General features: G+C 71.3%; 8 protein-coding genes. 4 read left to right on the top strand and 4 right to left on the bottom strand.

Translation table 11 applies throughout. The annotated features are described in order from the left end of the window. Positions 1 to 205 precede the first annotated feature (205 nt). The 4 genes from AOJ26_RS01595 to AOJ26_RS01580 all read right to left on the bottom strand — a co-directional run bounded on the left by AOJ26_RS01595 (position 206) and on the right by AOJ26_RS01580 (position 4,085). Complete coding sequence (locus tag AOJ26_RS01595) at positions 206 to 796, bottom strand: DUF308 domain-containing protein (RefSeq protein ID WP_053846320.1); 591 nt, start codon at positions 794 to 796, stop codon at positions 206 to 208. A 44-nt stretch (positions 797 to 840) separates the two neighbouring features. Continuing rightward, positions 841 to 2,460: a tannase/feruloyl esterase family alpha/beta hydrolase gene (locus tag AOJ26_RS01590; protein WP_053846319.1), complete on the bottom strand. Its 1,620-nt coding sequence runs from the start codon at positions 2,458 to 2,460 to the stop codon at positions 841 to 843. Positions 2,461 to 2,713: 253 nt separating this feature from the next. Further along, positions 2,714 to 3,415 (bottom strand): cytochrome b/b6 domain-containing protein, encoded by a 702-nt coding sequence (locus tag AOJ26_RS01585; protein ID WP_078959694.1) that lies wholly within the window; start codon positions 3,413 to 3,415, stop codon positions 2,714 to 2,716. Then, complete coding sequence (locus tag AOJ26_RS01580) at positions 3,363 to 4,085, bottom strand: molybdopterin-dependent oxidoreductase (RefSeq protein ID WP_199828825.1); 723 nt, start codon at positions 4,083 to 4,085, stop codon at positions 3,363 to 3,365. The genes AOJ26_RS01585 and AOJ26_RS01580 overlap by 53 nt, the downstream gene beginning before the upstream one ends. A 382-nt stretch (positions 4,086 to 4,467) precedes the next feature. Here AOJ26_RS01580 and abc-f point away from each other — a divergent pair, with 382 nt between their 5' ends. From abc-f to AOJ26_RS01560, 4 genes are all read left to right on the top strand, one after another. Then, positions 4,468 to 6,102 (top strand): ribosomal protection-like ABC-F family protein, encoded by a 1,635-nt coding sequence (gene abc-f / locus AOJ26_RS01575; protein WP_053846317.1) that lies wholly within the window; start codon positions 4,468 to 4,470, stop codon positions 6,100 to 6,102. A gap of 79 nt (positions 6,103 to 6,181) precedes the next feature. Beyond that, positions 6,182 to 7,873 carry an ABC-F family ATP-binding cassette domain-containing protein gene (locus AOJ26_RS01570; protein WP_053846323.1) on the top strand — a complete coding sequence of 564 codons (1,692 nt, stop codon included), beginning with the start codon at positions 6,182 to 6,184 and terminating at the stop codon, positions 7,871 to 7,873. A 113-nt stretch (positions 7,874 to 7,986) separates the two neighbouring features. Then, positions 7,987 to 8,550, top strand: a complete 564-nt coding sequence (locus AOJ26_RS01565; RefSeq protein WP_053846316.1) for a CGNR zinc finger domain-containing protein — start codon at positions 7,987 to 7,989, stop codon at positions 8,548 to 8,550. Between the two features lie 669 nt (positions 8,551 to 9,219). Continuing rightward, positions 9,220 to 13,311 carry a discoidin domain-containing protein gene (locus tag AOJ26_RS01560; RefSeq protein WP_053846315.1) on the top strand — a complete coding sequence of 1,364 codons (4,092 nt, stop codon included), beginning with the start codon at positions 9,220 to 9,222 and terminating at the stop codon, positions 13,309 to 13,311. The last annotated feature ends 154 nt before the right edge of the window (positions 13,312 to 13,465 follow it).

Below are 13,465 nucleotides of genomic sequence, written 5' to 3'. Positions count from 1 at the left end.
CCTCTCAGGTGCGCATCGGCCTGCCCCCCCCCCGCCCATGTGTCTGCCGGCGCACGGTGAACGGCGCGGACAGCCACTCATGGTCCGCCGGTCCAGCCTCACTCGCGCCCCCTGAGACAGGCGGCCGGCGCACGCCGATGGCCCCGAACGCACATCGCCCCGCGACCGAGACGGCCGCGGGGCGATGTGGCGGGGTGGGAGCAGGTCACGTGGTCCGGGTGCGGAGTCGGCGGGACTTCCAGCCCAGGAGCAGTGCCTGGAGGATGAACCACACGCCGCCGCCCGTGGCGTACACCGACAGCACGTCGAGCGAGGGGTTGTCGCCCGCGGCCTGGATGTTGTAGGTGATGCCGACGAGGAAGGACAGTCCGCCCGAGATCAGGGTCGGCCACTGCTTGCCCAGTTCGGGACCTCGCCGCCGCAGTCCGACGAGCACCTGGGCTGCTCCGGAGACGAGCGCCCAGGCGCCGAACACGTGGAGCACGGGCGCCACACCCCCGGCACCGGCGATACCGAGCGCTGGGGCGGCGAGCGCGCTGAGCACCCCGTTGAACGCCAGCACCCGGCGCTCGGAACCGTTCGGGGTGGCCCGGTGGTCGAGCAGCGAGGACACGGCGTCGATCAGCGGGTAGGCGACCAGGAGTGTGATCGCCACGGCGTCGACGTCCTCGTGTGCTCCGGCGAACGCCAGGGCCCAGGCGAGGGCCAGGACACCGCGGCTCAGGTACAGCCTCAGCAGCGAGGAGCGTTCGTCGGTGGCCGCCGCGGGGGCGGGGGCCGATGTCTGGGGGCTCATGATGGTCCGGCCTTTCTCAGGTCAGTCGGTCGTCGTTCGCCCGGTCAGTGCCGGGACGGGGCAACGCACTTGAAGCTGGACGCGACGGCCGGGTCGCCGTGGCCCTGGTAGCGGGACACCTGCGGGTAGCCGCACAGGTCGCGGGAGACGTTCTGGCCCTGGGCGTCGACCAGGGTGGCCGGCAGGGTCTTGGGGGCCTTGCCGTGCTCGACCCAGGCGGTCAGCGCGGCGAGGCCGTCCGTGAAGCCGTCGGCACCGTTGAGACCGCAGTGGTCGGTGCCCGGGGCGAGGAAGAGACGGTAGAAGTCGTCGACCTTCTTGGTGCCGCCCAGCTCCCGCTCGACCTTCTGGCGGTACTGCACGGTGCCCTGGGTGGGGATGTACTGATCGGCTTCGCCGTGCCAAGTGAGGAGCTTGCCACCGGACTTGCGGAAGCCTGACAGGTCCGGGTCGTCGGTGCCGATGACCTTGTCGTACTCGGTCCGGGACTGCTGGAACAGCTGCGTGAACCGGCTGTAGGTGATCGTGGAGAGGTCGAGGGACGGGTCCTTCGCCACCCAGAGCCCGAGCCAGGCGGCGGGAACCGGGAAGGGCGAACCGACGACGTTCCCGTCGGCGTCGGGGTCGGTGTGCGCGGCCAGGGCCCAGATGTCGGCGCCGACGGGGACGCCGTACCAGAGTTTCCTGCCGGAGGCGGTGCGCGGTCCGTCCCAGATCTTGCGTACGACGGTGGCGTCGGCCGCCGTGATGGTCAGCTCCTCGCCCTCGCACAGGACCTTGGTGCCGATGAGCCGGCGTGGGTCGAAGTCGCACCGGGAGGCGTCGCCGACCAGGCCGTCCTTGACGCCGTCGAGGGAGTCGCAGGCCTTGACGGCGGCGTTGGTGAAGGCGGTGAACTCACACCGGGACGGGTAGGTCTTCTCGTTGTTCATGACGACCTGGGGCCAGAGGGTGGCGACCTCGAACTCGTCCCAGTTGACGGCGGGCGCGTCGGCGAGGACGCCGTCGTAGTCGTCGGGGTGGCGCTGCGCCTCCATGTAGCCCTGGCGCCCCCCGGTGGAGCAGCCGGTGAAGTAGGAGTACGACGGACGCCTGCCGTAGACCGCGTCGACGACCTCCTTGCCGACGACCGCTGCCTCGTGCTGGGAGCGGGAGGCGAAGTTCTTCAGCAGGGCGGTGTCGACCTGTCCTGTGCTGTTCAGGGCCCAGCTCGTGTCGAGGGCGTCGCCGACGCCGGCGTCGGTGCTGACGGCGGCGTAGCCGCTCTTGACCGCGGTGCCCAGGCCGACGTTGTTGTCGCCGGCGAGGTAGGCGGCGCCGCCGAGGCCCTGGAAGCGGCCGTTCCAGCCGGTGGCGGGGAGCCAGGTCCGCACCGTGGCGTGGTCGTCGTCCCCGGGGTGGGTGAGGGTGACCGTGACCTCGCAGTAGGCGGGTACGCCGGAGACCGAACCGCCGAGGACCCCGGTACCGGCGATGGTGCCGCCCTCCCGGCTGACCGCCGTCACGGACTCCACCGCGGTGCCGGCCGGAGCCTTCACGGCGGGCGCCGAGCAGGTGGAGACGGTGGTGGCGGAGGCGTCCTCGGTCTCCGCCGAGGCGGTGGGCAGATGCACCGCCGCAGCCAGTGGAACACCGGCCGCGAGGACAGTCAGAAGTCGTCTCATGGGTTTCCCATCGGAGAAGTAGGGGGTGTCCGGCCACGGGCGACACATGTGCGGGGCACACGGGCGGGCCAGGAACTGACCGGACTGTATCACCGGTTGAAGCGGTGACGAGAGGAAATGTAGCGAAATTGGGTGGTCGAGTGGGCCTGGCGGCTATCGACCTGGCCCCAGGCTCGCAGGAGCCCTCTGCGACGACGACAGTCAGTTGACGGTCCGTGTCCACGACTGCCGGCCGCGCCCTGTCGCGGACGCGTTAGGTCATCCGACGGTCAGCCGTGTCGGCGGTGCCGTCATCCACCTGTTCTTCGCGCAGCCACCGCGAGTGGTGCCGCTCGGCCCATGACCGGCTGACGTATCCGGTGCGCATTCCCAGCCGCGCCTCGGGGTCCTCGAACGCCTTGCGCATGTGGCCGAGGAGGACGAAGGTGATCGCCCAGGCCAGGACGTCGTGGACGAAGATCGCGCTGGTGCGGGAGAGGAAGGGCAGCAGGCCCATGAACCACATCAGCAGGCCGGTGAACATCATCACCAGCACGGCGCCGGCGATCCAGCCCGCGTAGAGCTTCTGCCCCGCGTTGAACTTGCCGGCGGGGCGCGCCTCGGGCGAGGTGCGGCGTCTGCGGACGGCGCGCAGCCACTGGCGGTCGTACACCGCGAAGCGGTTGAGGCGGCGCAGGTCCGCCCGGAAGGCGGGTGAGAGGAGCCCGAGCAGGAAGGGCACGGGCAGCGTGATGCCGGACCACTCGTGGACGGTGACCATCAGGTGCCGCCGTCCGACGAGTTGGGCCAGCGGTCCGAGGTAGAGGCAGGCGGCGGTGACCAGGCAGAGGAGCATCAGGTAACCGGTGGCCCGGTGGACCATCCGCTCGGCGGTGCTGAACCGGCGTACGTGGCCCGGGTGTTCAGGCCGCGTCGCTGCGCCGGTCCGCCCCGTCGAGCCAGCCGTCGACCGAATAACCGCGCTCCTCCCAGTAGCCGGGAACGACCTTGTCGGTGACCGAGATGCCGGACAGCCACTTGGCCGACTTGTAGAAGTACATGGGTGCCACGTAGAGGCGGACCGGGCCGCCGTGCGCGTGGGTGATGGGCTTGTCCTGCATGTTCAGCGCCACCAGGACGTCCGAGCGGCGCGCCTGTTCCAGGGTGAGGCTCTCGCTGTAGGCGCCGTCGAAGCAGGTGAACCGGATCGCGGCACCCGAGGAGCGCACACCGGCGTCGTCGAGGATGTCCGCGAGTCTCACCCCCTCGAAGGGCGTGTCGTCCACGCGCCATCCGTCGGTGCACAGGACGTCGTGGACGACCCGGGTCTGCGGCATCGCGCGCAACTGGTCGAGGGTGTACGTCTTCAGGCGCTCCACCAGTCCGCCGACGGTGAGCGCGTAGTTCGTCTCGTCCTTGTGCGGGACCGAGCCGACGACGCTGTAGTAGCGGAAGCCGCCCGGATTGGGCAGCAGTCCAGTCAGGCCCGTCGCGTCGACTTCCGAGGCCTTGGCCAGGAACCCCTCCCAGCCCCGCTGGAGGTAGGGCGCGGCGGCGAGCCCGGTCACACCCGCCCCGAGCATGCCCAGCATCGCCCGCCGCCCCACCGGTGCGCCCCCGGTCCTCGGTTTCGGCTTGTCCACCATGGTGTGCGCTCCTTCCGGCACATGTGACCCCTGTCGAGCAGACTCGACGTCGTCACCGGTTCAACTGGTGACGATGCTGGCATGCGCCGACAGGACTGTCAAACGGCAGGGGCATTCGCGCACACGTATGCGGTCGCCCCAGGGCAAAACCCGTCGACCGGTCGGAGGGTCGGCTGTTAGGCTTGTGGAGACATTGACCGTCGATCGAGGAGTCACAGACGTGGTGGGTGAAGACGACATCTCCGGGTGAGATCCGGATCTGACGGCCACCGGCCGGCGCTCAGGAGCGCTGCCGAGGTGGTCCGTTTCGTCGTCCCCTTTTCCCACGTCTGCCCAGGGCAGCGGTACCAGCTCTGCCCTCCGTCCTTTCGAGGTCGCCTCCATGTCCGACACCGCGATCGTCTGCTCGAACCTCTCCTTCGCCTGGCCCGACGACACCCCGGTCTTCCAGGACCTGTCCTTCACCGTGGCCGGTGGCCGCACCGGCCTGGTCGCCCCCAACGGCTCCGGCAAGTCCACCCTGCTCAAACTGCTCGCCGGTGAACTCAAGCCCGCCACCGGCTCCTTGAGCGTGGGCGGCACCCTCGGCTACCTCCCGCAGAGCCTGCCCCTGACCGGTGATCTCACCGTCGCCGAGGTGCTGGGAATCGCCGACGTGATCCGCGCCCTGGACGCCGTGGAGTCCGGGGACGTCGACGAGAAGCACTTCGCCACCATCGGCGACGACTGGGACATCGAGGAGCGCACCCGCGCCCAGCTCGACCGCCTGGGCCTGGCCGACCTGAGCCTGGACCGCAGTCTGCGCACGCTCAGCGGCGGCCAGGTCGTCTCCCTCGGCCTCGCCGCCCAGCTGCTCAGGCGCCCCGACGTCCTGCTGCTCGACGAACCCACCAACAACCTCGACACCGAGGCCCGGCACAAGCTCTACGCCGTGCTCTCGGACTTCACCGGCTGCCTGCTGCTGGTCAGCCATGACCGCGCGCTGCTCGACCGCATGGACCGCATCGCCGAGCTGGGCAGCGACGAACTCCGCTTCTACGGCGGCAACTTCACCGAGTACGAGGAAGCCGTGCGGGCCGAGCAGGAGGTCGCCGAGAAGAACGTCCGCAACGCCGAGCAGGAGCTGAAGCGGGAGAAGCGGGAGATGCAGCAGGCCCGGGAACGCGCCGAGCGCCGGATGAGCAACGCCTCCAAGAACCTCAAGAACGCCGGCCTTCCCAAGATCTTCGCCGGCAACATGAAACGCGGCGCGCAGGAGGCCGCGGGCAAGTCCGGCACGATGCACGCCTCCCGCGTCAGCGAGGCCAAGGCACGCCTGGACGAGGCCGGACGCGCGCTGCGCGACGAGCAGCGCCTCACGCTGGAACTGCCCGACACCCAGGTACCCGCCGGGCGGAACCTCTTCATCGGCGAGGGCATGCAGGCCCGCCTCGGGGACAGGCAGGTGTTCGCCCCGGGCGGCATCGATCTGACCGTCCGCGGCCCCGAGCGCATCGCGCTGACCGGCCCCAACGGCGCCGGAAAGACCACCCTGATGCGGCTGGTCACCGGTGACCTCGCGCCGGAAGGCGGGGAGATCAAGCGCAACGACGGCCGGATCGCCTACCTCTCGCAGCGCCTCGACCTGCTGGACCCGGACCGCACGGTCGCGGAGAACTTCGCCGCGTTCGCCCCCGAGCGGCCCGAGGCGGAGCGCATGAACCTCCTCGCCCGCTTCCTCTTCCGGGGCGCCCGCGCCCACCTGCCGGTCGGCGTGCTCTCCGGCGGCGAACGCCTGCGCGCCACCCTGGCCTGCGTGCTGTGCGCCGAACCGGCCCCGCACCTGCTGCTGCTCGACGAGCCGACCAACAACCTCGACCTGGTAAGCGCCGCCCAGTTGGAGGGCGCGCTCAACTCCTACCAGGGCGCCTTCATGGTGGTCAGCCACGACGAGCGGTTCCTCGCCGAGATCGGTGTGAACCGCTGGCTGCGGCTGGCCGACGGCACCCTCACCGAGACGGGAGCCCCCGAGGTGTGAACCGCCGACGTGTGACATGGCCCGTGCCCGAGGCGAGACGCCCCGCGGGCCGAACACCGAACACGTCGGACGGTTCCCCATGCCCCAGCACGCCCCGCAGCCCGCGCTGCTCGCCCACGACCTCGTCCGCACCCTCGGCGACCGCCGCGTCCTCGACGGCATCTCCCTGACCGCCGCCCCCGGCCGGCGCATCGGCCTGATCGGCGAGAACGGCGTCGGCAAGTCCACCCTGCTGCGCGTCCTCGCCGGCGTGGACGTCCCGGACGCGGGCAGCGTCACCCGCCCCGCCGATCTGGGTTTCCTCCACCAGGAGATGCCCTACGACGCCGACGCCACCATCGCCGCAGTGCTGGACGAGGCACTGCGCGAGGCCCGCGAGGACCTCGCCGAGCTGGACCGGCTCGGCGCGGAACTCTCCCACGTCCCCGAGGACGACCCGGCCCATCAGGAGCTCCTCGACGCCTACGGCAGGCGCCTGGAACAGGCCCAGCACCGCGAGTCCTGGGACGCCGACCGACGCGCCGCCCTGGTGCTGGACGGCCTGGGCCTCGGCGCGCTCGGTCACGACCGCACGCTCGGCTCGCTCTCCGGCGGGCAGCGCGGCCGCCTCGCCCTGGCCGCCCTGCTCGTACGGCGGCCCTCGGCGCTGCTGCTGGACGAGCCGACCAACCACCTCGACGACGGAGCCGCCGCCTTCCTGGAGGTGCAGCTCCGCGAGCTGCCCGGCACCGTGGTCGCCGCCAGCCACGACCGGGCCTTCCTCGACGCCGTCTGCACAGACCTGATCGACCTCGACCCGGCGGTCGACGGCCCGGTCCGCTACGGCGGCGGCTACAGCGCCTACCTGGCACAGAAGCGCGCCGAACGGGACCGCTGGGAGCGCCGGTACGCCGAGGAGCAGGAGGAGCTGACGCAGCTGCGGCAGACGGCGGGTGTGACCGCACACCGGGTCGCGCCGGACCGAGGCCCTACCGACAACGAGAAGATGGGCTACGGCCACCGGGCGGGCCGGGTGCAGAGCCAGATCTCCCGCCGGGTCCGCAACGCCGCCCGGCGCCTGGAGGAGCTGGAACGCACCCGAGTCGCCGAGCCGCCGCGCCCGCTGCGGTTCGCCGCCGGGGAACTGGCCGCGCGCAGCGAGGAGGACGGCGGTCCCCTGGTCTGGCTGCGTGACGTATGGGTCCCCGGGCGGCTCTCGGTGAGCGGCCTGGAGATCTCACCGGTCGACCGGCTGCTGGTCACAGGCGGCAACGGGGCGGGCAAGTCGACGCTCCTCGCCGTACTCGCCGGACATCTCCCGGCCGAGGGCGGGGTCCACCGGAGGCGCGGGCTGACGGTGGGACTGCTCACGCAGGACACCGCGTTCGAGCGGCCCGACCGCACCGTCCGCGACACCTACGAGCAGGCGCTGGGCACCCGGCGGGCCGAGGAAGTGCCGCTGAACTCGCTCGGCCTGATGCACGAGGCGGATCTGGACAAGCCGGTCGGCCACCTGTCCGTGGGCCAGCGCCGGCGCCTCGCGCTGGCCCTCCTGGTGGCCTGCCCGCCGCGGCTCCTCCTCCTCGACGAGCCCACCAACCACCTCTCCCCCGCCCTGTGCGACGAACTGGAGGCCGCCCTGGGTCCGGGCCTCGGCGCGATCGTCGTCGCGAGCCACGACCGCTGGCTGCGCCGCCGCTGGCAGGGCCGCGAACTACGCCTGACCCCCGGAGCCGGTCATCAGGGAGAAGGAGGACCCGCCCTCGTCGAACACCGCCCTCAACTACTCTGACCAGGCCCATCGGGTCAGATGTCGTACGATCACGGACACGCTGCCGTTCCGGGAACCGGTTGGAGGGGTGACGGTTCTTGCGTTCCACATAAGTCACCTGTCAAAATGGTGATGTGAATCTTGACCATGTCTTCGTATGCGGGCACCCGGCTCTCGACTTCGCGGCCACGCTCCGGGCCCGACGCTCGACCCGGTTCGAGATGTTCGTGACGCCGGAGCGCCTGAACGCCTGGTACCTGGAGTCCGGGCTGGTGGACGCCATCACTCCTGGGAAGGAGGAGGACGTCCAGGAAGCCACGACCGTGCGCGAGGCCGTCTACCGGCTCGTCACCGACCGCCGGCTCGGCGAGGAGTTCGACCGGGAGGCGCTCGCCGTGCTCAACGCGGCCGCGCGCAAGGCGCCCGCGACCCCGCAGCTCACCCTGTCGGGCCGGCACACCGACGCGACGCCCGAGCAGGCTCTCGCCACCGTCGCCCGACAGGCCGTCGAGCTGCTCAGCGGCCCCGACGTGCCCCTGATGAAGGAGTGCGGGAACCCCGAGTGCACCCGGGTCTACATCGACCGCTCCCGCGGCATGCGACGCCAGTGGTGCGGCATGGAGTCCTGCGGCAACAAGATCAAGGCTGCCGCGTACCGCGCCCGGAAGAAGTCTGCGCCGGCCACGGCCGCCCGCTGACCTTCCGGCGACGGAGTCACTTGGGCCCAGCGCACCACCGGTGCGCTGGGCCCGATGCGTTTCGGTGGGCCGAGAGCGAGGCACGCGAACCGCTGTCGCAACCTTTCCAACCGGTTACTTCCAGGCTCCCCGGCCCCGGCACACCTCACGCCCCCGTCCGCGGATACGTGTCACCCCGTAAACGGTCTCCGCAAACTCCTCGGGCGGAGATCGGATGAGAACACCCCACGGTGACTCGCCGCCCTACGGGACGAGGACCCGCTGACCAGCGACGTCAAACATCGTGCGCTGGCACATCGGCGTGCCGCCGGCCACTCGAACCCGAACTGCGCCGGGAGCACCTCGGCAGGACAGACGTCACCCCCTGACATCCGGCCCCGCGCCCGGGCCACGCCTTCCCGTAGTCCACACCCGGGGCCACCCACATGACAAGCCCACCACGGAGACACATTGTGGCGGACCCGTCACCCGCCCGAGGCCGCGGACGCACACCTGCACATGTCTCGCACTCGGGCGCGACCGAGGCGAATGCCCCACATGTCGTCACAGGTCTTGACAGGGACGTGTCCGCCGCCACAGCCTATGGCAACGTTGTCAGAGCGAGGGGAGACCCCCGCAGTCGACGACCCGCACCATCCTCTCTCACCCGTTGTGATTGGACGACTACACATGGTCGAACAGGCGTGTCCGCGACACCCCTCCCGACGCACTCTCGTCGCGACCGGCTCGACGCTGCTGGCCGGGTTCGGCCTCGGCACGGTCCTCGCACCGGCTGCCGAAGCCGCTCCCCGAACCGCCGACGCCACCGGTACCACCGCCTCCGCCGCGCCGGGTGAGCTCGCCGCCTACCGCCCGGTCCGGGTCTCCTCGCAGGCCTACGCACCCACTCCCGCCGAGTTCGCGGTGGACGCGCTCCCCGGCCCCGGGGTGCGCGGCACCGGCTGGCGGGCCGAGGCGGGCGACCCGCAGTGGATCGAGGTCGATCTGCAGGCGGACTGCCGCGTCGACCGCGTACGGCTGACCTTCGAAGCCGACGCGAGCGACCCGGTGTTCACCCCGCCGACCGAGGGCAACCCCCGGTCGGGCACCACCGGCAAGGAGATCCTCTCCAGCTACGCCAGGGAGTTCGTCGTCGAGACGTCCCGCGACCACGAATCCTGGAGCAGCGTCTACCGCACCACGGCCGGCACCGGCGGCGTGGTGGACATCCCGCTGTCGGTCCCCGTCACGGCGCGCTGGGTACGGATGACGGCCCGCCGGCGCTCCAGCGACAACCCGCTCGGCCTCAACGGCTTCGCGGTGTACGGCACCGCCCCGGGCCACCGCCCGAGGGCCACCGGCTGGACCGACTGGGGCACCCACCGCCACGACACGCCCCGGCTCACGGTCGCCGCCGACGGCACGGTGCCGCTGGAGTCGGGCTGGACGCTCACGATGGACGACTGGGCGGACGGCGACGGCCCGGCCCTGTCGCGGACCGGCACCGACACCAGCCGCTGGCTGCCCGCGACCGTGCCCGGCACCGTCCTCGGCACCCTGGTCGACCAGGGTCACCTGCCCGACCCGGTCGCGGGGTTGAACAACCTGCGCATCCCCGAGGCGCTGTCCCGGCACTCCTGGTGGTACCGGCGGGACTTCGACCTGCCCCGCGGCCTGCGCACCGGCAGCGGGCGGCATGTCTGGCTGGAGTTCGACGGCGTCAACCACAAGGCCGAGATCTGGCTCAACGGACACGGAGTGGGCGAGGTGACGTTCCCCTTCGCCCGCTCCGCCCACGACATCACCGGCCTGCTGGCCGTCGAGGGCGGCAACGCGCTCGCCGTGCGCGTCTCCCCCATGCCGGTGCCCGGCAGCCCCGGCGACAAGGGCCCGGCGGGCGAGGCCTGGGTGGACGCCGGAGCCAACACGATGAACCTCAACTCGCCGACGTACCTCGCCTCTTCGGGATGGGACTGGATGCCCGCGGTCCGGGACCGGGCGGCCGGCATCTGGAACCACGTACGGCTGAGATCGACCGGGCACATCGTCATCGGCGACCCGCGTGTGGACACCGTGCTGCCCAAGCTGCCGGACCTGTCGGTCGCCGAGCTCACCCTCACGGTGCCGGTGCGCAACGCCGACACGACCGACCACGAGGCCACCGTCTCCGCCGCTTTCGGCGACGTCCGCGTCTCGCGCACGGTCACCGTCCCGGCGGGGAAAGACATCGATGTCATCTTCACTCCCGACGCGTTCGGGGCGCTGCGGGTGAAGAATCCCGACCTGTGGTGGCCCAACGGTCTGGGCGAGCCCACCCTGCACGAGCTCACCCTGGTCGCCCGCAGCGGTGGCTCCGAGAGCGACCGGCGCACCACCCGTTTCGGCATACGGCAGTTCGGCTACGAGTACGACACCCCGCTGAAGTTCACCCCGTCCTCCGACGCGTACACCCAGACCGTCCAGCTCGGCGACCAGCGCGCCCGGCACGTCCGCGTGCGCTGCCTGACCCGGGCCACCGGCTGGGGCAGTTCACTGTGGGCCCTGTCGGTGTTCGACAGCGCGCGCCCCGGCACCGACCTCGCGCTGCACGCCCCGGCCGAGGCCTCCACCACCGACGAGGACGGCCACGCGGCCGCCAACGCCACCGACGGCGACCCGGACACCCGCTGGTCCTCCGCCTTCGCCGACGACCAGTGGATCCGCGTCGACCTCGGCTCGGTGCAGTCCTTCGACCGGGTCGACCTGGTCTGGGAGCAGGCCTACGCGCGGACCTTCGTCGTGCAGGTCTCCGCGGACGGCGACCAGTGGACGGACGCCGCGTCCGTGGACAACACGGCCGTGCCGCTGCCCTTCAACAGCGGTGACGCCAGCCTGCGGGTGACCGACTTCGAGGCCCGTACGGCTCGTTACGTCCGGCTGTTCTGCGGCGTGCGCAACACGAGCTGGGGCAACTCCCTGTGGTCCCTCGCCGTCATCGACAGCGCGGAGCCGGGCACTGACCTGGCACTGCACCGGGACGCGCGGGCCTCCAGCGAGGCGGACGGCCACCTGGCGGTCCACGCCACCGACGGCGATCCCGGCACCCGGTGGTCCTCCGCCTACGAGGACAACCAGTGGCTCCAGGTCGACCTGGGCGCCGGCCGGCGTTTCGACCGGGTGGCTGTCGTCTGGGAGCAGGCGTACCCGAAGACGTACACCATTCAGGTCTCCGACGACGGCGACACCTGGACCGATGTCACCACCGTCACCAACACCCCCGACCCCCTGAAGATCAGCGTCAACGGTGTCCGGGTGCTGGTGCGCGGCGGCAACTGGGGCTGGGACGAGCTGCTGCGCCGGATGCCCGCCGAGCGGATGGACGCGGCGGTGCGCATGCACCGGGCCATGAACTTCACGATGATCCGCAACTGGGTCGGCAGCAGCAACCGCGAGGAGTTCTACGCCGCCTGCGACGCCCACGGCATCCTGGTGTGGAACGACTTCCCCAACGCCTGGGGCATGGACCCGCCGGACCACGAGGCGTTCGTGTCCACGGCCCGCGACACCGTGCTGCGCTACCGCATCCACCCGAGCGTGGCGGTGTGGTGCGGCGCCAACGAGGGCAACCCGCCGGCCGCCGTGGACGAGGGCATGCGCAAGGCGGTCGAGAGCCAGGTGCCCGGCGTGCTCTACCAGAACAACTCCGCCGGCGGCATCGTCACCGGCGGCGGCCCCTACGGCTGGGTCGAGCCGGAGCGCTACTTCGACCCGTCGACGTACGGCAGCAAGGACTTCGGGTTCCACACCGAGATCGGCATGCCCGTGGTGTCCACCGCCGCCAGCACCCGCGCGATGGTCGGCGAGGACGGGCCCGAGTGGCCCATCGGGGGCGCCTGGTACCTCCACGACTGGAGCGAGCGCGGCAACCAGGCCCCGCAGAACTACAAGGCGGCCATCGAGAAGCGCCTCGGCACCGCCCGCGACCTGGACGACTTCACGCGCAAGGCGCAGTTCGTCAACTACGAGAACTTCCGTGCCATGTTCGAGGCGTGGAACGCCAACCTGTGGGACAACGCCAGCGGTCTGATGCTGTGGATGTCCCACCCGGCCTGGCACAGCACGGTCTGGCAGACGTACGACTACGACTTCGACGTCAACGGCGCCTACTTCGGCTGCCGGAGCGCCTGCGAGCCCCTGCACGTCCAGGCGGACCCGGTGAAGTGGCAGGTCATCGCGGTCAACCACACCCGTAAGGCGCTCAAGGGGGCCACGGTCAGGGCGGAGACGTACGACCTGTCCGGCCGCCGGATCGCCGGCACGCGGACCGCTCGGGTGGACGTGGAGCCCGCCGCCTCGGTCCCGGCGTTCACCGCGGCACCCGCGGAGGACCTGCCGGATCTGCACCTGCTGCGGCTGACCCTCACGGACGCGACCGGGAAGGTCCGGTCGCGCAACACGTACTGGCGCTGCCGCACGCCCGAGGCCCTGCGCGCCCTCAACCAGGTCCAGCAGGCCAAGCTGTCCGCCTCCCTCACGAAGGTGTCGCGTGACGGGGAGAGGCGTACGGCGACCGCCACGGTCCGCAACCGCGGGTCCGAGGTCGCGGCGATGGTCCGGCTCTCCCTGCTGGACGAGGACGGCACCCGGGTGTTGCCGACCCTCTACGACGACAACTACCTGTGGCTCCTGCCCGGCGAGACCCGGACGGTCACGCTGTCGTGGCCCGCGTCCGCCCTGCCGTCGGACCGGCCGAGGTTGCGGGCGGAGGGATACAACACTCCTCCGGTGACGGTACGCGGCTGAGCCGTCGGGAGGGTCCTGCCCTCCCACCCCTCCGTGCGGGCGCCCCCTTCCCCGGGGCGCCCGCGCTCGTTTTCCCGTCCGTCGTCCCAGTGGGGGTCCGCAACACATCCCGGTCACATGTGAACCGGCGGCACGGTCCTGTCGGGTTCCGTGC

It is taken from the genome of Streptomyces sp. NRRL B-24085 (assembly GCF_001282115.1).
Lineage (GTDB): Bacteria > Actinomycetota > Actinomycetes > Streptomycetales > Streptomycetaceae > Streptomyces.
This window is presented reverse-complemented; position numbering and strand designations above follow the sequence as displayed.